The sequence below is a fragment of the Bacillus sp. SCT118 genome, assembly GCF_058566435.1.
On sequence record NZ_CP191225.1, the window covers coordinates 329410 to 349657 of the forward strand.

The 20248-nt window shown below is 46.0% G+C and carries 19 protein-coding genes; all 19 read left to right on the forward strand.

Annotation, left to right across the window (positions count from 1 at the left end):
• The first annotated feature begins 1 nt into the window (after position 1).
• The 19 genes from ACQVGT_RS01670 (at position 2) to bacC (ending at position 20246) form a co-directional block, all read left to right on the forward strand.
• Positions 2-1426, forward strand: coding sequence for a CDP-glycerol glycerophosphotransferase family protein (locus ACQVGT_RS01670; RefSeq protein WP_046340279.1), 1425 nt, complete (start codon positions 2-4; stop codon positions 1424-1426).
• Between the two features lie 20 nt (positions 1427-1446).
• A complete protein-coding gene (locus tag ACQVGT_RS01675) occupies positions 1447-2616 on the forward strand; it encodes a DegT/DnrJ/EryC1/StrS family aminotransferase (protein ID WP_015384972.1) in 1170 nt (389 codons plus the stop codon).
• Positions 2617-3486, forward strand: coding sequence for a GNAT family N-acetyltransferase (locus tag ACQVGT_RS01680; RefSeq protein WP_015384971.1), 870 nt, complete (start codon positions 2617-2619; stop codon positions 3484-3486).
• Positions 3486-4607 (forward strand): N-acetylneuraminate synthase family protein, encoded by a 1122-nt coding sequence (locus ACQVGT_RS01685; RefSeq protein ID WP_015384970.1) that lies wholly within the window; start codon positions 3486-3488, stop codon positions 4605-4607. Before ACQVGT_RS01680 ends, ACQVGT_RS01685 begins: the two co-directional genes overlap by 1 nt.
• The gene (locus ACQVGT_RS01690; protein WP_015483856.1) at positions 4600-5322 is read left to right on the forward strand and encodes a glycosyltransferase family protein; all 723 of its coding nucleotides are present in this window, start codon (positions 4600-4602) and stop codon (positions 5320-5322) included. Before ACQVGT_RS01685 ends, ACQVGT_RS01690 begins: the two co-directional genes overlap by 8 nt.
• 2 nt (positions 5323-5324) lie before the next feature.
• Complete coding sequence (locus ACQVGT_RS01695) at positions 5325-6344, forward strand: PseG/SpsG family protein (RefSeq protein ID WP_015483855.1); 1020 nt, start codon at positions 5325-5327, stop codon at positions 6342-6344.
• Between the two features lie 24 nt (positions 6345-6368).
• On the forward strand, positions 6369-7109 hold the full coding sequence (locus tag ACQVGT_RS01700) for a sugar phosphate nucleotidyltransferase (protein ID WP_014478328.1): 741 nt from the start codon (positions 6369-6371) through the stop codon (positions 7107-7109).
• Positions 7109-8056, forward strand: coding sequence for a dTDP-glucose 4,6-dehydratase (gene rfbB, locus ACQVGT_RS01705; RefSeq protein WP_015483854.1), 948 nt, complete (start codon positions 7109-7111; stop codon positions 8054-8056). The genes ACQVGT_RS01700 and rfbB overlap by 1 nt, the downstream gene beginning before the upstream one ends.
• 13 nt (positions 8057-8069) lie before the next feature.
• A complete protein-coding gene (rfbD, locus tag ACQVGT_RS01710; RefSeq protein ID WP_046340278.1) occupies positions 8070-8921 on the forward strand; it encodes a dTDP-4-dehydrorhamnose reductase in 852 nt (283 codons plus the stop codon).
• Positions 8914-9369, forward strand: coding sequence for a dTDP-4-dehydrorhamnose 3,5-epimerase family protein (locus ACQVGT_RS01715; RefSeq protein ID WP_003222100.1), 456 nt, complete (start codon positions 8914-8916; stop codon positions 9367-9369). Before rfbD ends, ACQVGT_RS01715 begins: the two co-directional genes overlap by 8 nt.
• 323 nt (positions 9370-9692) lie before the next feature.
• Entirely contained in the window at positions 9693-10157 is a 465-nt protein-coding gene (gene bslB, locus ACQVGT_RS01720; RefSeq protein ID WP_003227472.1) for a biofilm surface layer hydrophobin BslB, read from the forward strand.
• A 176-nt stretch (positions 10158-10333) separates the two neighbouring features.
• Positions 10334-11608 (forward strand): glutamate dehydrogenase, encoded by a 1275-nt coding sequence (gene rocG, locus ACQVGT_RS01725; protein ID WP_015483852.1) that lies wholly within the window; start codon positions 10334-10336, stop codon positions 11606-11608.
• Between the two features lie 226 nt (positions 11609-11834).
• The gene (gene pruA / locus ACQVGT_RS01730) at positions 11835-13382 is read left to right on the forward strand and encodes an L-glutamate gamma-semialdehyde dehydrogenase (protein ID WP_015384963.1); all 1548 of its coding nucleotides are present in this window, start codon (positions 11835-11837) and stop codon (positions 13380-13382) included.
• A gap of 73 nt (positions 13383-13455) precedes the next feature.
• Positions 13456-15156, forward strand: a complete 1701-nt coding sequence (locus ACQVGT_RS01735; protein WP_015384962.1) for a M20 family metallopeptidase — start codon at positions 13456-13458, stop codon at positions 15154-15156.
• Positions 15156-16568, forward strand: coding sequence for an amino acid permease (locus ACQVGT_RS01740; protein WP_015483851.1), 1413 nt, complete (start codon positions 15156-15158; stop codon positions 16566-16568). The genes ACQVGT_RS01735 and ACQVGT_RS01740 overlap by 1 nt, the downstream gene beginning before the upstream one ends.
• Before the next feature lie 211 nt (positions 16569-16779).
• A complete protein-coding gene (locus tag ACQVGT_RS01745; protein ID WP_015384960.1) occupies positions 16780-18018 on the forward strand; it encodes an MFS transporter in 1239 nt (412 codons plus the stop codon).
• Between the two features lie 152 nt (positions 18019-18170).
• Positions 18171-18785: a prephenate decarboxylase gene (bacA, locus tag ACQVGT_RS01750; protein WP_009968341.1), complete on the forward strand. Its 615-nt coding sequence runs from the start codon at positions 18171-18173 to the stop codon at positions 18783-18785.
• Positions 18775-19482, forward strand: a complete 708-nt coding sequence (gene bacB, locus ACQVGT_RS01755) for a 3-((4R)-4-hydroxycyclohexa-1,5-dien-1-yl)-2-oxopropanoate isomerase (protein ID WP_003244300.1) — start codon at positions 18775-18777, stop codon at positions 19480-19482. The genes bacA and bacB overlap by 11 nt, the downstream gene beginning before the upstream one ends.
• 2 nt (positions 19483-19484) lie before the next feature.
• Positions 19485-20246: a dihydroanticapsin 7-dehydrogenase gene (gene bacC, locus ACQVGT_RS01760; RefSeq protein WP_015483850.1), complete on the forward strand. Its 762-nt coding sequence runs from the start codon at positions 19485-19487 to the stop codon at positions 20244-20246.
• Positions 20247-20248: the final 2 nt, after the last annotated feature.

Here is a 20248-nt window from a genome sequence, read left to right on the forward strand (position 1 = left end):
CTTGTCGGCCTATTTAAGCAATTATTGGGTGCTGTACCGGAAGTACGTGGAGCTTTTTGACAAACTTCGCTACAAAGGGATTCCGCTTGGGCTTATCAGTAATTTTTATCAATACATCAGTCCTGAGCTGAGGGTGATGATGGAAGAAGAACCGGAATTATTCGGATCGGTGGATCAGCATATCGATGAGGGACAGATTCAGCCGTTTTTTGAAGAAAGAATCCAAAAAATCGTAAAAACAAATGACGAACCTGTTAAAGGGAAAGTCATTTTGCACTTTGATTACCTGCGTTTTTCAAACGAAAATTACTATCAATTTGATCCTGAAAAAACGGCTGTTTTGGCCAGATGGAGTTTGCCGGATTATTGTGATCTGCCTGTAATTAGCAAGCGGGAGATTGCGGATTCATGCCAAAAAGGCGATTCGAAGCAGTATCTCGAAACAGCCTGTTCGCTTCTTGCCCCTTATGATGATCACCCGGCATTTGGTGATCAAGCGTTTCGCGACCGGCTTTTCAAAGATATTCCTTTATTTATAGAGGCCATTGATACAGTTGATGCGCTGTTTGAACAGGAAAAGATTTCAGCTGTTATTGTCGGAACGGCAGAAGACATTTACAGCAGGGTGCTCGCTCTCATGTGTCAAAGAAAAGGGGCCGTCAGCATTTGTCTTCAGCATGGCGCATTGATGGGAGATGAAGCCTTCATTCCTGTTTTTACAACCTATCAAGCTGTATTTGGTGCGTATGAAGCAGAGTGGTTCATGCGAAAAGGCTGTAAACCCGAGCAGATTCTCGTAACGGGACATCCCCGCTTCGATCAGATTTTTAACAGAACGCCTATGGATATGTCCATATTCTATCGAAAACTTGCTTTTCAGCCGACTAAAAAAATTGTGCTCATTGCCACTCAGCCCTTTTCAGAAGATTTTTATTCCGGTGTGCTGCAGGGGCTTTCTGATCAGAAGCAGCTGCAGATTATTATCAAACCCCACCCGTGGGAAATCGGAAAAAACAAGCTTGATCTGTATCACGAGGCGGCGAAAAAACATAAAGCATGCAGAGTCATCAAAAAGGAGCTGGAGCTTTATGATTTGCTGCCGTATGCTGATGCCGCAGTGACGCAGACCTCGACAGTCGGTCTTGAAGCCATGCTGTTTCAAAAGCCTGTGCTGATCGGAAAATCGTCCGGAAATCGCTCGTATCCGTATTATGAGTCTCTTGGCGATTTTATGTTTGACCAGCCGGATGAACTTGCGCAGACCTTGGTTGAGGTTCTTCGAAGTCCCGGCGTGCATCAAAAAGCAGAAGAGGCGCGCCTGGCATTCATAGCGGCTAATTATCCGGTGGCAGAATCAACAAATGCTTTATTTGCGGAACTGAAAGCCAAAACAGGAGTTGATTACAGGCGGGAAGATACTGAATAAAATGATAGGAGCGCAAAGAAATGGTGCAAAAGAGAAATCATTTTCTCCCTTACTCATTGCCGTTAATCGGTAAGGAAGAAATTCAGGAGGTTACAGAAACGCTTGAATCGGGATGGCTCTCTAAAGGCCCGAAGGTTCAGCAGTTTGAAAAAGAGTTTGCCGCGTTTGTCGGGGCGAAGCACGCCGTGGCGGTGAATTCATGTACCGCAGCTTTATTTTTGGCTTTGAAAGCAAAAGGGATCGGGCCCGGGGACGAGGTCATTACCTCTCCGCTTACGTTCAGCTCGACTGCCAATACGATTATTCATACGGGAGCGACGCCTGTGTTTGCGGATATTGACGAAAACACGCTCAATATTGACCCGGTAAAGCTTGAGGCGGCCGTCACACCGCGAACGAAAGCAGTTGTGCCTGTCCACTTTGGCGGGCAGTCCTGCGATATGGATGCAATATTGGCTATTGCCCAGAATCATGGTTTATTCGTGCTGGAGGATGCGGCACATGCGGTATATACGACTTATAAGCAAAGAATGATCGGTTCTATCGGGGATGCAACGGCATTCAGCTTTTACGCCACCAAAAACCTCGCGACAGGGGAAGGCGGCATGCTGACGACTGATGATGAGGAGCTTGCCGATAAGATCCGGGTGCTAAGCCTTCACGGCATGAGTAAAGCCGCATGGAACCGTTATTCTTCAAATGGCAGCTGGTACTATGAAGTCGAATCGCCCGGCTATAAGATGAATATGTTTGATTTGCAGGCGGCCCTCGGACTTCATCAGCTGAAACGGCTGGATGATATGCAGAAACGGAGAGAAGAGATTGCCGGCCGCTATCAAACCGCTTTTCAGCAGCTTCCTGGGCTGATCACGCCGTTTGTCCATGATGACGGCAGGCACGCCTGGCATCTATATGTTCTGCAAGTTGATGAAAAAAAGGCCGGGGTTACGCGCAGCGAAATGATTACGGCTTTAAAGGATGAGTACAATATCGGCACTAGCGTTCATTTTATTCCAGTACACATTCATCCGTATTATCAAAAGCAATTTGGATATAAGGAAGCGGACTTTCCGAATGCCATGAATTACTATAAACGAACCCTTTCTCTCCCGCTCTATCCATCAATGTCTGACGACGATGTACATGATGTCATTGAAGCTGTGCGGGATATCGTAAAAGGGGCTGATTAAGTGTATACGGTAAAAGAAAATGTCTCCAAAGAGTTGATTGAGGAATTTCTCCAAAGCAGAAAGCTTACACTGGATGTTCCGTATCAATTTTCCCTCGGCCTTTTTGAAAACAGCAGGCTCCAAGGCGTATTGCTTTACGAAGATTCTTTGTGGGAAAGTAAGGTGCTTCAGAAGAAAGTCATGAACGTCAAACTTCTGGCGGCAAATAGTACCGGGCAGCTAAAGAGGCTGTTTGAAGCTTTTTATACTGTACGCCAAATGGATGAAACGGATTTTATCTTTGTCCGTGTTCCGGCTGAAGATATCGGAGCCGCGCATGTGATACAACAGCAGCCATCCTCTTACTTTGTCGGGAGTTTGCTGAAGCTGGCGATGCCTCCGTCTTTTTATGACAAAACACCGCCATTTTTTGAACTGGGCCCGCCTGAGCCCGGAGACACAGAAGCGATATGTGAGCTGGCCCGAGACTCGTTTACAAAAAGCAGATATTTTCAGGATCCTCATCTCAGCCGCGATGCAGCAAACAAAATATTTCAGGAGTGGACACGAAACAATCTGAATGGAAGGGCGGCGGTCAATATTGTCGCTAAACACAATGGCGAGGTCATCGGCTATCTTCAGGGCTTATCAAAAGATGATGAGTGCATTCTCGATTTGATGGCTGTAAAACCGGGATTTGAAGGAAAACGTATTGCGTTTCATTTATTGGCGAATCTCATAGAACAACCGGAGATCCAGAAGCATAGAACGGTAACAGCGGGGACGCAGCTTCACAATGTAAGGGCGATCCGCCTTTATGAACGAATGGGCTTCACCGCTGAACAATCGTATTACTATTATCATATTTGGCCGGGCAAGGAGGCGAAATAATGGCAGCGTTTCAGATCGCGAATAAAACTGTAGGCAAAGACGCTCCTGTTTTTATTATTGCTGAGGCGGGGATTAATCATGACGGGAAGCTTGATCAGGCTTTTGCGCTGATTGACGCCGCGGCGGAAGCGGGAGCGGATGCCGTGAAATTTCAAATGTTTCAGGCTGATAGAATGTACCAGAAAGATCCTGGTTTGTACAAGACGGCAGCGGGCAAGGACGTCTCTATTTTTTCTTTGGTTCAATCTATGGAAATGCCTGCTGAGTGGATTTTACCGCTATTGGATTACTGCCGTGAAAAGCAGGTGATCTTTTTAAGTACGGTATGTGACGAGGGGTCAGCTGATCTGCTTCAGTCTACCTCGCCGAGCGCTTTTAAAATCGCATCCTATGAAATTAACCATCTCCCGCTGCTCAAATATGTCGCCCGGCTGAACAGGCCGATGATTTTCTCGACAGCCGGAGCTGAAATCTCTGATGTTCACGAAGCTTGGCGCACCATCAGGGCAGAGGGAAACAATCAAATTGCCATAATGCATTGTGTGGCGAAATACCCAGCACCGCCGGAGTACAGCAACCTCAGCGTCATTCCGATGCTTGCCGCCGCTTTTCCTGAGGCGGTAATCGGCTTCTCCGATCATAGCGAGCATCCGACAGAAGCGCCGTGTGCCGCGGTTCGGCTCGGAGCAAAACTGATAGAAAAGCATTTTACGATCGATAAAAATCTGCCGGGTGCCGACCACTCGTTTGCATTAAATCCGGATGAATTGAAAGAAATGGTCGATGGCATCAGGAAAACGGAAGCTGAGCTGAAACAGGGGATCACAAAGCCGGTCTCTGAAAAACTGCTTGGCAGTTCATACAAAACAACAACCTCCATCGAAGGAGAAATCAGAAATTTTGCATACAGAGGCATTTTTACAACAGCTCCGATTCAAAAAGGTGAAGCCTTTAGTGAAGACAATATCGCAGTGCTTCGGCCCGGACAAAAGCCGCAGGGGCTGCACCCGAGATTTTTTGAACTGCTGACCAGCGGGGTTCGGGCTGTAAGAGACATTCCGGCCGACACAGGCATTGTCTGGGATGACATTTTACTGAAGGACAGCCCGTTTCATGAATGATATTCTCTTTATCATTCAAGCCAGAATGGGTTCAACAAGGCTTCCGGGAAAAGTGCTTCGGCCGCTCGGATCGAATCGTTTACTTGATATTCGCGTTCACCGTGTCCGGCAAAGCGCATTTTACCAAAAGGATCGGGATAATCTTGTCATCGCCACGTCTGACAAAGAAACTGACGACATATTAGAGGCGCACTGTATCAAACAAGGCTTTCGTGTTTTCCGCGGGAGCGAAGAACGTGTCCTCGATAGGTTTGTGAAGGTCATAGAAGCTGTTAAACCGTCAGTCATCATCCGGTTAACGGGTGATAACCCGTTTGTCGATCCGGAGCTGCTCGATGTAATGATTAAGGCGCATTTTGATCAAGGCTCGGATTATACGTATATCCTGAATGCCCCATTAGGGATTTGCGGCGAAGTGGTCAACGCCAACCTGTTAATTGACATCAGCCGTATTCAGGCTTTGGAGGATCAATATCAGAAGCATGTCACGTTATATATAAGGAATCATCCAGCTCTTTATCGTGTTCAGTTTTTAGAGGCGCCGGAACGATTTCGCGCCCCTCGATATCGGCTGACCATTGATACAAAGGAAGACTATGAATCGATAAAGGCCCTCTATCAAAAAGCAGGCGAGCGCCCCGATGTATCCGCCTCAGAGCTTATCACCCTTCTGAACCGGAACCCCGATGCGGCAACCGAACGAGAGGCTGAATAGCCATGCATGTTGGGATCTTCGCAGACGGCGGCTATGAAAAGGGAATGGGCCATGTTGTCCGGATGAAGAGACTTGCGGAAGAACTCAAACAGAGCTGCTTGATTACGTTTTACACGAATCAGGAGTCTGAAGCGTTTCTTCATGAAGAGCATTGGCGTGTCATCTTAAAGCCGGAGCTGCAGCAGCACGAATTTATTCTCCGGGAAATAAAAAGCAAGAAGCTTGATTTGCTTTTGTTTGATATTCTAGGCGCCCCTGCAGAGCTGTTAAAGAAAATAAAGACGGAGACAGATGCGAAAATTGTTCTTTTTGAAGAGAAAAACGGTAAATCGATTCAATATAGTGACGCAGTCATTAACGGAATTTACGGTGACATCAGAAGCAGGGTGTACGTTCAGGGAAACACACGCATCTATGAAGGCCCGGACTATCTTATTCTTCACCCCGCCTTTCAGGCCGCTAGAGAGGATTACACACTTAAGAAAGACTGCCGCAATATCCTTGTTGCATTAGGAGGAAGTGATCCGAAGCAGCTTATTTTTAAAGTGCTGGCTGCCGCTGATCAAGTCCCCGACATAAAAGACAAAAACATGATGTTTGTGATGGGGAGCGCTTCACTGCATCAAGAGGCAGTCCGAAGGCGGATCGAAAAGAAGCCGCAGTACAAGATGATCGAACAGACAAATGATATGGCAGGTTTGATGAAACAAGCGGACGCAGCCATTGTCGCCGGCGGCATCTCTCTATATGAAGCCATTTGTATCGGCGTGCCGTGCCTTGTTCTTTCTCAGGTTGAGCATCAAACGGCTACAGCCAAAACATTTGCTGACCAAGGCGCCGCTCTTGATCTTGGATTGGGTGAGCTTGTACCGGATGAAACACTCATCTATCAGATGTCGCGCATTATGAGCAGCTATCCTCTTCGCCTTTCTTTGCACAAGGGAGGAAGGCTGCTCGTGGATGGCAAAGGCATCAAGCGGGTAACAGCTATTCTTCAAGATTTATATGAACAAGAGATATAAAAATGCATGTAAGGAAGTGTTAATGTGAAAGGTGTTATTTTAGCCGGAGGAAACGGCTCACGCCTTATGCCCTTAACGAAAGCCGTCAACAAGCATTTGCTTCCTGTAGGCCCGTATCCGATGATATACTGGTCGATTATGAAGCTGGAGGAAGCCGGAATAAAAGACATTTTACTCATCAGCCAAAAAGAGCATATGCCGCAATTTTATAAACTGCTTGGGAACGGAGAAGAGCTTGGCGTTACAATCACTTATCAAGTACAGCCTGCCGCCTCGGGCATTTCGGATGGGCTGTCTTATGCAAAGCGCTTTACGAAAAAAGAGTCTTTCATTTTATTATTAGGTGATAATATATTTGAAGATTCATTAAAGCCTTATACAGAACGCTTTGAACAGCAGGGGAAAGGAGCAAAAGTGCTTCTGAAAGAAGTTGATGACCCGGAACGCTTCGGGATTGCTGAGATTGATGAGAAAAACAAGCGGATTCGTTCCATCATCGAAAAGCCCGAACAGCCACCGACTAACCTTTGTGTTACCGGCATTTATATGTATGATGCAGAGGTGTTTTCGTATATTGAACAAATATCACCATCAAAGCGCGGCGAGCTGGAAATCACCGATGTGAATAATCTATACATCGAAAACAGCCAGCTTACGTATGATGTGTTATCAGGCTGGTGGGTAGATGCCGGAACTCACGAATCGCTTTATCTCGCTTCCCAGCTTGTACACCAGGCTTTACGGAAAGGACAGGACGAAAAGTGATGGCAAAATCATATTTAATTACAGGCGGGGCCGGCTTCATCGGGCTCACGTTTACAAAGCTCATGCTAAGGGAAACCGATGCGCGCATTACCGTTTTAGATAAACTGACGTACGCCAGCCACCCGGAGGAAATGGAAAAATTACAGCAAAACAGCCGATTTCGCTTTGTAAAAGGGGACATCAGCGTTCAGGAGGATATCGACCGGGTGTTTGACGAGACCTACGATGGCGTCATTCACTTCGCAGCAGAATCGCATGTGGACAGAAGCATTTCCCAAGCGGAGCCGTTTATCACCACAAATGTCATGGGGACATACCGATTGGCGGAAGCGGTCTTGAAAGGAAAAGCCAAGAAGCTGATTCATATTTCAACAGATGAGGTATACGGGGATTTAAAAGCGGATGATCCCGCGTTTACAGAAACGACGCCGCTTTCTCCTAATAACCCATACTCAGCCAGCAAAGCAAGCTCAGATTTGCTCGTGTTGTCTTATGTGAAAACCCACAAGCTTCCGGCCATCATTACACGATGCAGCAACAATTACGGACCTTATCAGCACAGCGAAAAAATGATTCCGACGATTATCCGTCATGCGAAGCAGGGCCTGCCTGTTCCGCTGTATGGCGATGGACTCCAGATCCGAGACTGGCTGTTTGCGGAGGATCATTGCCGCGCGATCAAGCTGATTTTAGAAAATGGAACCGACGGCGAGGTGTATAACATCGGCGGCGGAAATGAACGCACGAATAAAGAGCTGGCGAGTGCCATTTTGAAGCATCTGGGCTGTGAGGAATTGTTCGCCCACGTGGAAGACCGAAAAGGGCATGACCGGCGCTATGCGATCAATGCATCAAAGCTGAAAAACGAACTGGGCTGGCGGCAGGAAGTGACGTTTGAAGAAGGCATTGCGCGTACGATTCAGTGGTATACAGACAATGACCGATGAGAAGGTGATCTGATTGACAAAGGTATTGGTGACTGGGGCGGGAGGACAGCTTGGCTTGGAACTATGCCGCCAGCTGAAGCAATCCGGATATGAGGTCATTGCGTTAACAAAGAAGATGATGAACATTACTGACCAGCGCTCAGTACGGCATTCGTTTGGCCATTATCAGCCGGATATCGTGGTCAATAGCGCCGCGTTTACGTCGGTTGATCAATGCGAGAAAGAGCTTGATAAAGCGTACTTGATTAACGGAATCGGCGCTTATTATACAGCGCTTGAGTCAACCCGCATCGGAGCTCAATATGTTCATATCAGCACGGACTATGTATTCAATGGGAAAGGAACCCAGCCATATAGGGAAGACGATCCCCTCGATCCGAAAACCATTTATGGCAAAAGCAAAAGGCTCGGAGAAGAACTGATACGATTAACGACAAAAGACAGCACGATCATCAGAACATCGTGGGTGTACGGACATGGCGGCAGTAATTTCGTTGAAACCATGCTGAAGTTTGCTGAAACGAAACAAGAGCTTCGGGTTGTCAGCGATCAAATTGGTTCGCCGACTTATACGAAGGATTTAGCAGAAGCGGTCATCAAGCTGTTCAGCCATCCGCCGGGCATCTATCATGTCAGCAATTCAGGCATATGCAGCTGGTATGAGTTTGCGACGGCAATTATGGAAGAAAGCGGGCTGGAAACAGCCATTTTGCCTGTAACGACAGAGGAATACGGGAACAAAACGCCCCGCCCGGCATACTCTGTGCTGAGCCATCGGGCCATTGAAGAAGCCGGCATCCGCCCCCGCCACTGGCGGGAAGCGTTACGAGAGTATTTGCAGGAAAGGAGCAGTGCATGTGATTGATGGAGTCAAGGTGAAAAAATTGACGAAGCATAGCGATGACAGAGGCTTTTTTGCTGAGCTGGTCCGGGACGATGAGAATCTCCTTGAGCATTTTGGGCAGGCTTCTTGGTCGAAAAGCTATCCGGGTGTGATTAAGGCATTTCATTATCATGAGAAGCAGGATGATCTCTGGTTCTTCCCAACCGGCCACGCTCAGGTTGTCCTATACGATCTTCGAGAGGATTCAAAGACAAAAGGAGAAACGGACGTCTATTATATGGGCGAAGACAACCCGATGCTGTTATTAATCCCAAAAGGGGTGGCTCACGGATATAGAGTGCTGGGAGAGACGCCGCTGACAATTATCTATTTTACCACCATGTCGTATAACCCGGATCAGCCTGATGAAAAAAGAATTCCGTGGAATGATGAGACGATCGGTTTTAACTGGAACACTGAATTCAGATAAAAATAGGAACGTGATCAATCGAAGAGCAGAGGCATCTTCGACTTTTTTTGCCCTTTTTTAAAATAGGATAAAAGATAGAAAATGCCAGGCGGATGTTACTAGAAAAAGAGAGAGAAATCGTCCATTTGAACCTTGTATAAACAGGAAGTAATTCTCATTGAATTCCAAGTGTTAATATTCCTTAAAAAACATTTACTTCCATGGAAAATGATGATAGATTAATTTTTAAGAAAAAGAACTGGTAATTCGCGAATTATGAAAAAGCGCTTTTTCTGCAGAGGACGCTCTGGCCAAATTTCAACAATCAATTAGGGGGAAATGTCATGCTAAAAAGAACTTCATTCGTATCTTCATTATTCATCAGTTCAGCTGTTTTACTATCAATCTTACTTCCTTCGGGCCAAGCTCATGCACAGTCTGCATCAATCGAGGCAAAAACAATTAACAGCACGAAAGAGTGGACCACTTCTGATATTGAAGTGACATATAAACCAAATGCGGTGCTTTCTCTCGGAGCGGTAGAATTTCAATTTCCTGACGGGTTTCATGCTACGACAAGAGATTCAGTGAATGGAAGAACACTGAAAGAAACACAGATTTTAAACGATGGAAAAACAGTCAGACTCCCGCTTACGCTTGATTTGTTAGGCGCATCCGAATTTGACCTCGTCATGGTGCGCAAAACGCTTCCTCGCGCAGGCACTTACACGATTAAAGGCGATGTAGTAAACGGTTTGGGAATCGGCAGTTTTTATGCTGAAACGCAGCTGGTGATTGATCCCCGTTAATCAATAGATTTGTAGTCAGAGACTGAGATGTTTTCAGTCTCTTTTTTTGTGGATTCAAAAGCTGGTACGGATCTTGCATGATGATAAGGGTGAATCCAATGCAGAAAGGAATTGGCGGGCTGATTTTTAAAAGCGCTTACATTACAGCCGGTCAAAAAAACAATGAGGTGAAAAAGATGTCAGCAAAGCAAGTCTCGAAAGATGAAGAAAAAGAAGCTCTTAACTTATTTCTGTCTACCCAAACAATCATTAAGGAAGCCCTTCGGAAGCTGGGTTATCCGGGAGATATGTATGAACTCATGAAAGAGCCGCAGAGAATGCTCACTGTCCGCATTCCGGTCAAAATGGACAATGGGAGCGTCAAAGTGTTCACAGGCTACCGGTCACAGCACAATGATGCTGTCGGTCCGACAAAGGGGGGCGTTCGCTTCCATCCAGAAGTTAATGAAGAGGAAGTAAAGGCATTATCCATTTGGATGACACTCAAATGCGGGATTGCCAATCTTCCTTACGGCGGCGGGAAGGGCGGTATTATTTGTGATCCGCGGACAATGTCATTTGGAGAACTGGAAAGGCTGAGCAGGGGGTATGTCCGTGCCATCAGCCAGATCGTCGGTCCGACAAAGGATATTCCAGCTCCAGATGTATACACAAATTCGCAGATTATGGCGTGGATGATGGATGAGTACAGCCGGCTGCGGGAATTCGATTCTCCGGGCTTTATTACAGGTAAACCGCTTGTTTTGGGAGGATCGCAAGGACGGGAAACGGCGACGGCACAGGGCGTCACGATTTGTATTGAAGAGGCGGTGAAGAAAAAAGGGATTAAGCTCCAAAGCGCGCGCATCATCATACAGGGCTTTGGAAACGCGGGTAGCTTCCTGGCCAAATTCATGCACGATGCGGGCGCGAAGGTGATCGGGATTTCTGATGCCAAAGGCGGGCTCTACAACCCGGACGGCCTTGATATCCCTTATTTGCTCGATAAACGGGACAGCTTCGGTATGGTCACCAATTTATTTACTGACGTCATCACAAATGAGGAGCTGCTTGAAAAGGATTGCGATATTTTAGTGCCTGCCGCGATCTCCAATCAAATCACAGCCAAAAACGCACATAACATTCAGGCGTCAATTGTTGTCGAAGCAGCGAACGGCCCGACAACCATTGATGCCACTAAGATCCTGAATGAAAGAGGCGTGCTGCTTGTGCCGGATATCCTGGCGAGTGCCGGCGGCGTCACGGTTTCTTATTTTGAATGGGTGCAAAACAACCAAGGATATTATTGGTCGGAAGAAGAGGTTGCAGAAAAACTGAGAAGCGTCATGGTCAGCTCGTTCGAAACAATTTATCAGACAGCGGCAACACATAAAGTGGATATGCGTTTGGCGGCTTACATGACGGGCATCAGAAAATCGGCAGAAGCATCGCGATTCCGCGGATGGGTCTAATTTGAGAAGCCTCCGCAAAATAATTTTGCGTTTGTTTTTTGCCTAAAGAGCAAAAATCGCAAAATAAATTTGCGTTCAAGATCGGAAATAGAGAAAGATAATCACCTGTTAGACAAATTTCTGTTCGATTCAACAAGTTTTTTCAGTAAAAGACAAGAAAATGGCATGATTCTTGCATTTTTATTCATATGCGAAGATATATTTCATAACACGAGGGGGACTACATATGACAGTCACATACGCGCACGAACCATTTACCGATTTTACGGAAGCAAAGAATAAAACTGCATTTGGGGAGTCATTGGCCTTTGTAAACACTCAGCTCGGCAAGCATTATCCGCTGGTCATAAATGGAGAAAAAATTGAAACGGACCGCAAAATCATTTCTATTAACCCGGCAAATAAAGAAGAGATCATTGGGTACGCGTCTACAGCGGATCAAGAGCTTGCTGAAAAAGCGATGCAAGCCGCATTGCAGGCATTTGATTCCTGGAAAAAACAAAGACCGGAGCACCGCGCGAATATTCTCTTTAAGGCAGCGGCTATTTTGCGCAGAAGAAAGCATGAATTTTCAAGCTATCTTGTGAAGGAAGCGGGAAAACCGTGGAAGGAAGCAGATGCGGACACGGCTGAAGCGATAGACTTTTTAGAGTTCTATGCGCGCCAAATGTTAAAGCTCAAGGAAGGGGCTCCGGTGAAGAGCCGTGCTGGCGAGTTCAATCAATATCATTACGAAGCGCTTGGCGTCGGCATCGTCATTTCTCCATTTAACTTCCCGCTCGCGATTATGGCGGGAACAGCGGCGGCAGCGATTGTGACAGGAAATACGATTCTCTTAAAACCGGCTGACGCAGCCCCGGTAGTGGCAGCAAAATTTGTCGAGGTCATGGAGGAAGCGGGTCTGCCAAACGGCGTTCTGAATTACATTCCGGGAGATGGAGCGGAGATCGGTGATTTCTTAGTTGAGCATCCGAAGACACGGTTTGTCTCATTTACAGGTTCCCGTGCAGTCGGCTGCCGGATTTATGAGCGAGCCGCCAAAGTGCAGCCGGGCCAAAAATGGCTCAAACGGGTAATTGCTGAGATGGGCGGAAAAGACACAGTGCTTGTTGACAAGGACGCTGATCTTGACCTTGCTGCATCCTCTATCGTGTACTCAGCATTTGGATATTCAGGACAGAAGTGTTCTGCGGGCTCCCGCGCGGTTATCCATCAGGATGTTTATGATGAAGTGGTGGAAAAAGCTGTGGCGCTGACCAAAACGCTGACTGTCGGCAATCCAGAAGATCCAGATACGTATATGGGTCCCGTGATTCATGAAGCATCCTACAACAAAGTGATGAAATACATTGAAATCGGCAAATCTGAAGGCAAGCTATTGGCCGGCGGAGAAGGCGATGATTCAAAAGGCTACTTTATTCAGCCGACGATCTTTGCAGATGTTGATGAAAACGCCCGCTTGATGCAGGAAGAAATTTTCGGCCCGGTTGTTGCGATTTGCAAAGGGCGTGATTTCGATCATATGCTGGAGATTGCCAATAACACGGAATACGGATTAACAGGTGCGCTTCTGACGAAAAACCGTGCGCACATTGAACGGGCGCGCGAGGATTTCCATGTCGGAAACCTATATTTTAACAGAGGATGTACCGGAGCAATTGTCGGCTATCAGCCGTTCGGCGGTTTTAATATGTCAGGAACAGACTCAAAAGCAGGCGGTCCCGATTACTTAATTCTTCATATGCAAGCCAAAACAACGTCCGAAGCTTTTTGATTTGAGAGAAATAAAATCGTGCGATTCTTTAGCAGATCGCACGATTTCAACTTTTTGATCAGGAGGACAATTTATGCAGTATACAAAAATCAGTCACATGAATCCGGCTGAAAGAGTGGAGGCGCTGACAGCATCTCTGGTCAGCCTCAGCAGCGTGAACGGTACTGTTGGAGAAGGGACAAAAGCAGATTTCATCAAAGAAGTGATCACGAGCTATCCTTATTTTCAGGAAAACCCCAGTCATGTGTGGGAACAGGCCATTCCCAATGACCCATACAATCGCAAAAATATTTTTGCGTTTATTAAAGGACATGGAGAAAGCCGTAATACAGTCATTTACCATGCCCATCTGGATACAGTTGGAATTGAAGATTTCGGCCCTTTAAAGGATATCGCTTTTGATTGTGAGAAATTGGCCGAGTATTTCAGCCGCTATGAGTTCGATCAGGATGTTCAGCGGGATGCCGAATCAGGCGATTGGATGTTCGGAAGAGGATCTGTCGATATGCAAAGCGGCATCGCCGTGCATTTAGCCAATCTCCTGCATTTTTCGGAGAACCTTGAGACGTTGCCGGGAAATGTATTGTTTATGGCCAATCCCGATGAGGAGAGTCAGCATTCGGGCATTCTCGCGAGCATTTCAGAGTTGAACCGGCTAAAAAAAGAAAAACAGCTTCACTATTTGGCTGCTATTAATACGGATTTTATTACCCCGCTTTACGATGGTGATCAGACAAGATATATCTATACCGGAGCCGCGGGAAAACTGCTGCCTTGCTTTTACATTTACGGGCGTGAAGTCCATGTTGGCGATACACTGGCAGGGATTGACCCAAATTTCATTTCATCTGAAATCACAAGCCGTCTCCACAATAACATCCATCTGGCAGAAAAGGTTGAAGGGGAGTTGGTTCTGCCACCATCCTGTTTGTATCAGCGTGATAACAAGGAATCCTATAATGTGCAAACGGCTGTCAGCACCAGCTTGTATTTCAATTGTTTTATTTATGAAAGAACAGCAAAAGAAATGATGGATTTGCTTATTGCAGTCACTGAGGAAGCGTGCCGAGAGACAGAACGAAAATTATCAGATTATTATGAAGAATATGTAAAAAGAGCCAACCTGCCAAAGAAACATTTATCATGGGGCATTCAAGTGTATAGCCTGGAACAATACTTAGAAAAGCTGAGAAACCGGGGGATAGATCCTGAGCAGTGTATCGAGCAGACATTCAAAGCCAACGAGCACCTTGAACTTCGCATGAGATGCTTTCAGGCAATCGAAGAGCTTCAAAAGCTTGACCCCGATCAAGGCGCAAAAGTCATTCTATTTTACGCACCTCCTTACCTGCCGCATAACTATTTGAAAGAAGATAGCGCAAGAGATCAGCTTTTGCAGCATGTGATTAAAGAAGCGGCTGACAAAACCGCTGAATCGACAGGCGAAACATTTGTCTTCAAAAAGTTTTTCCCCTACTTGGCAGACGGCAGTTTTTTATCACTGCACGAAACCGATGGCGAAATTGATTCTTTTATCAGGAACTTCCCTGGGTGGAATGTGATTGGGACCATTCCGTTCAAAGATATACGCAAGCTGAATATTCCATCCATTAATATGGGTGTGTACGGAAAAGACGGCCATAAATGGACAGAACGAGTCTATAAACCGTACACATTTCATGTATTGCCTCTCCTCATACAGCAAACCACCGTTCACCTTTTGCAGAGCTACCGGATGACCATCACGGCAAAAGAACCAAAGGGGGAAGGATGATGCAGAATCATAAAAATGAATTGCAGCGCAGCATGAAAAGCAGGCATTTGTTTATGATTGCTTTGGGAGGGGTGATTGGCACTGGGCTGTTTCTAGGCTCTGGCTTTACCATTAGCCAGGCGGGACCGCTCGGCGCCATTGCCGCTTATATCATCGGCGGATTTTTAATGTATCTCGTCATGCTTTGTTTAGGAGAATTGGCTGTTGCCATGCCGGTGGCCGGATCGTTTCAGGCTTACGCCACTAAATTTCTGGGACCGTCGACAGGCTTTATGATTGGCTGGCTGTATTGGTTCAGCTGGGCGAATACAGTGGGGTTAGAGCTGACGTCAGCAGGCATTTTGATGCAAAGGTGGCTGCCCTCCGTTCCGATCTGGATATGGTGCCTCGTGTTCGGCATCGTCATCTTTTTGATTAATGCGCTCTCTGTCAGAAGCTTTGCAGAAATGGAATTTTGGTTTTCAAGCATCAAAGTGGCGGCGATCATATTATTTATTGTGATTGGCGGAGCCGCTGTGTTTGGCTTGATTGACTTTAAAGGCGGACAGGAAACACCCTTTTTGTCTAACTTTATGACTGATAGAGGGCTTTTCCCTAATGGGGTGCTGGCCGTTATGTTTACGCTGGTCATGGTGAACTTCTCGTTCCAGGGAACGGAGCTTGTCGGCATTGCGGCAGGGGAAAGTGAAAGCCCGGAAAAAACACTGCCAAAGTCCATTCGAAATGTCATTTGGCGCACGCTGTTTTTCTTTGTGCTCGCTATGTTCGTCTTGGTTGCCATCCTTCCGTACAAAACGGTGGGGGTGATTGAAAGCCCGTTTGTGGCGGTACTCGATCAAATCGGCATCCCATTTTCGGCAGATATCATGAACTTTGTCATCTTAACGGCCATTTTATCTGTTGCTAATTCGGGATTGTATGCGGCGTCGCGCATGATGTGGTCACTTTCATCAAATCAAATGGGTCCATCCTTTCTCACCAGACTGACAAAAAAAGGCGTGCCGATGAATGCCCTGCTGATTACGCTAGGCATTTCAGGCTGTTCGCTGCTGACAAGTGTCATGGCCGCAGAAACAGTGTATTTATGGTGTATCTCAATCTCGGGCATGGTGACAGTTGTCGCGTGGATGTCCATTTGTGCGTCGCAATTTTTCTTTCGCAGACGTTTCCTTGCTGAAGGCGGAAATGTGAATGATCTGGAGTTCAGAACGCCGCTTTATCCGCTAGTCCCGATTCTCGGATTTTGTTTATATGGCTGCGTGTTGATCAGCCTTATTTTCATTCCGGATCAAAGAATCGGCTTATACTGCGGTGTGCCGATCATTATTTTCTGCTATGCATACTATCATCTAAGCATCAAAAAGCGTATAAATCATGAACCGATTGAAAAAAAGCAGACAGAGGCGCAATAGAAAAAGCTCTCCGGGAGGCCGGAGAGCTTTTTTTACGCGTTACATCCTCATGTATTTTTTTGAATGAAATATAGAAATATATAATGGGATTTAAATGAAAATAATAAAACTTATAAATATTTCGTTCGAATTGTAAATAGTGAAAAAACAATGCTAAACTATAATACAACTTTTATGATAAGAAGATTATGGAAGAGGTGTTTGAGAAAGAATGAACAGCAATCAAAACAATGACATCAAAACAAAACATCATTTTCCGTTATTGTTGGCATTGGCTTTAACGATGGGGGTATTTGCAGCCGGATCTGAAGAGCTTGTGATCTCACCGCTGCTGCCGGATTTAGCAAAAGCCTTCAGCTCAGATGTCAGTGTCCTTGCATTATCTATCAGTATTTACGGCATTATGATTTTTATCGGTGCGCCGCTTTTGGTTCCATTAGGCGATAAATACTCCAGAGAACTGAGCTTATTGGCCGGGCTTATGATCTTTATCATAGGAACGGTGATATGCGCTCTGGCTCAAAATATTTTTTTCTTCTTTTTAGGCCGGGCGCTTTCGGGATTGGCTGCGGGAGCGTTTGTTCCGACCGCTTATGCAGTTGTCGGTGATCGTGTTCCTTATACATACCGGGGCAAGGTGATGGGACTGATCGTTTCAAGCTGGTCGCTGGCGCTGATTTTCGGAGTGCCGCTCGGATCATTTATCGGCGGCGTCCTGCATTGGAGATGGACGTTTTGGATTTTCGCCTTGATGGGCGTTTTAGTTGTCCTGCTGATTCTCCTTGAAATGCGCCGCCATGCCCAACATAAAAACAGCGGCAAGGAAGAAATAGAAGAGCCGGCAGGAACATTCCGGGATGCGCTGAAAGTCCCTCGTGTACCTGTTTATATCACGATAACCTTTTGTAATATGATTGGTTTTTACGGTATGTATTCCTTTTTAGGCACCTATCTTCAGGACGTTTTTACCGGAGGAAACACGGCTGCGGGCTTATTTATCATGATTTATGGAATCGGGTTTTCCATGAGTGTGATTACAGGAAAGATAGCCGACCGCATCGGAAAAATGCGCTCCCTTTTGATTGCGCTGGGGGTCATCAGCGTTCTGCTGGCGTGTTTACCATATGCGCCGGCGTCAATGTTTCTGTTAATCGTCAGCCTATTTATTTGGGGATTAATGCAAAGTTTGACGGTGACGCTGCTCAGCACCATTTTGAGTGACTGCTCAGAGCGTCATCGCGGAAAAGTCATGGTGTTTTACAGCCTCGCCTCGAATCTGGCCGTGACATTAGGTTCTGCTTTAATGGGACCCGTCTATGTGGCATACGGCTATGCAGCTGTCGGATTGATTTGCGCAGCCATCACAGTCCTCGGATTTGTGCTCAGTATATTCGCATATAAAAAGTACGGCAAACTTGAGCAGAAGGCCGATCAGTCCTTATCTCAATAAACAAAGTTTCTAAATTCCTATAATTAAAAACCCTTTATAAAGGGTTTTTTTTGTTTGTATGGGAATAATTATCAATATTTTCAAAAAACATTGACAGTTCAATTGCCGCTGGATAAAATTTACTTAAAATTTTAAAAGATTGGTTGGTGCTCATGATTATATTGGATAATAGCATTCAGACAAAAAAAAGAACTGATTCACTATCCAAACTCATTACAGTCAACACGCTCGGCCCTGAGGGGACAAGCAGTGAGTACGCAGCAAAGCATTTCATTTCCAATTTTACTCTTCTACAAGGGCTGAACAGTAAATTGTCCTTGCATGATACTTTTGAATCATGCATCGAAAGGACGCTCCAAAGCCCGCTGGAATATACCATCGTCCCACATGCTTACGATGGTATTAAGCATTTCTACATGAGGCCGGATTTGCAGCTATTGCAGATCTTCAGGTGCGATACACCGATGTACGGCCTGGCTGTTCGTCCTGATTTTGAATTCAGAGACGATATGCTTGATACATCTGTTATTGTTTCACATCCTTCACCTATTAATTTAATCAAATATTTTACCCGCAAAGATGTTCGTTTCAAACTAGTCAATTCAACCAGTCAAGCCGCAAGAAAAGTAAAAGAAGGTTTGTATGACATTGCCTTAACCAATGAGCTTGCACGGCAAAAGTACGGGCTAACCTTTGTAAAAACATTCAAAAGTATTCCAATGAGCTGGTCATTATTTGGAAAAGGAGACGTTGATGATGAAAACTAAAGAAGATATGCAGGAGCTTTATTTCCCGACACCGAAATTAATTGAATGGGAAAACGGAGTGAGGCAGTATTCAACCGTACGAGGGGATACTGAAGTATTAATGTCTTACGTCCCGCCGCATACCAATGTTGAACCCCATCAGCATAAGGAGGTCCAAATCGGCATGGTCGTTTCTGGCGAGCTGATGATGACTGTCGGAGATGTGACAAGAAAAATGACAGCCTTGGAATCTGCCTATATCGCGCCGCCGCATGTGCCTCACGGGGCAAGAAACGACACAGACCAAGAAGTGATTGCTATTGATATCAAGCGGCTGAAAGCTGATGAAACATATACAAGTCCTGAGGACTACTTTTTGGATATTTTCAAAACAAGAGACCTGCTGCCGGGCATGGAAGTTACGTTTTTTGTTGAGGATTGGGTAGAAATTATGCTTGCCAAAATCCCTGGAAATGGCGGAGAAATGCCTTTCCATAAACATCGAAATGAACAAATCGGCATCTGCATCGGCGGCGGCTATGACATGACGGTCGAAGGCTGCACAGTCGAGATGAAATTCGGCACAGCCTATTTCTGTGAGCCTCGCGAAGATCATGGTGCGATCAACCGTTCAGAAAAAGAATCAAAATCGATTAATATCTTCTTCCCGCCGCGCTACAACAGAGCAAAAGCGAAAAAAATGAAGGCGGATGAATGATCATGAACCTCACCGATAAAACCGTCCTCATAACAGGAGGCGCATCAGGCATTGGTTATGCTGCGGTTCAGGCTTTTTTGGGCCAGCAGGCCAATGTGGTTGTGGCGGATATTGACGAAGCGCAGGGAGAAGCAATGGTACGAAAAGAAAATAATGACAGGCTGCACTTTGTGCAAACGGACATCACAGACGAAGCTGCCTGCCAGCACGCAGTTGAATCGGCGGTTCATACATTTGGCGGGCTGGATGTCTTGATTAATAATGCAGGCATCGAAATCGTGGCACCTATTCATGAGATGGAGCTCAACGATTGGAACAAGGTGGTGCAAGTCAATTTGACCGGCACGTTTTTAATGAGCAAACATGCACTCAAGCATATGCTGGCCGCCGGCAAGGGCAACATCATTAATACGTGCTCTGTCGGCGGACTCGTGGCATGGCCTGATATTCCTGCCTATAACGCCAGCAAAGGCGGGGTTTTGCAGCTGACTAAATCAATGGCCGTTGATTATGCGAAACATCAAATTCGTGTGAACTGCGTATGCCCGGGGATCATCGACACACCGCTGAATGAAAAATCATTCCTTGAAAATAATGAAGGCACACTTGAAGAGATCAAAAAAGAAAAGGCGAAGGTAAATCCGCTGCTGAGGCTTGGGAAACCTGAAGAAATCGCAAACGTGATGCTGTTTTTAGCCTCGGATTTATCAAGCTATATGACCGGAAGCGCCATCACCGCAGACGGAGGATACACCGCACAATAGAG

Bases quoted from the DNA above. Each gene is read 5' to 3' on its own strand.
- ACQVGT_RS01690 (WP_015483856.1), top strand. From the start codon at position 4,600: ATGAATGATATTCTCTTTATCATTCAAGCCAGAATGGGTTCAACAAGG.
- rfbB (WP_015483854.1), top strand. From the start codon at position 7,109: ATGGCAAAATCATATTTAATTACAGGCGGGGCCGGCTTCATCGGGCTC.
- bacA (WP_009968341.1), top strand. From the start codon at position 18,171: ATGATTATATTGGATAATAGCATTCAGACAAAAAAAAGAACTGATTCA.
- ACQVGT_RS01745 (WP_015384960.1), top strand. From the start codon at position 16,780: ATGAACAGCAATCAAAACAATGACATCAAAACAAAACATCATTTTCCG.
- ACQVGT_RS01740 (WP_015483851.1), top strand. From the start codon at position 15,156: ATGCAGAATCATAAAAATGAATTGCAGCGCAGCATGAAAAGCAGGCAT.
- ACQVGT_RS01685 (WP_015384970.1), top strand. From the start codon at position 3,486: ATGGCAGCGTTTCAGATCGCGAATAAAACTGTAGGCAAAGACGCTCCT.
- rocG (WP_015483852.1), top strand. From the start codon at position 10,334: ATGTCAGCAAAGCAAGTCTCGAAAGATGAAGAAAAAGAAGCTCTTAAC.
- ACQVGT_RS01735 (WP_015384962.1), top strand. From the start codon at position 13,456: ATGCAGTATACAAAAATCAGTCACATGAATCCGGCTGAAAGAGTGGAG.
- bacC (WP_015483850.1), top strand. From the start codon at position 19,485: ATGAACCTCACCGATAAAACCGTCCTCATAACAGGAGGCGCATCAGGC.
- pruA (WP_015384963.1), top strand. From the start codon at position 11,835: ATGACAGTCACATACGCGCACGAACCATTTACCGATTTTACGGAAGCA.
- bslB (WP_003227472.1), top strand. From the start codon at position 9,693: ATGCTAAAAAGAACTTCATTCGTATCTTCATTATTCATCAGTTCAGCT.
- ACQVGT_RS01675 (WP_015384972.1), top strand. From the start codon at position 1,447: ATGGTGCAAAAGAGAAATCATTTTCTCCCTTACTCATTGCCGTTAATC.
- ACQVGT_RS01695 (WP_015483855.1), top strand. From the start codon at position 5,325: ATGCATGTTGGGATCTTCGCAGACGGCGGCTATGAAAAGGGAATGGGC.
- bacB (WP_003244300.1), top strand. From the start codon at position 18,775: ATGAAAACTAAAGAAGATATGCAGGAGCTTTATTTCCCGACACCGAAA.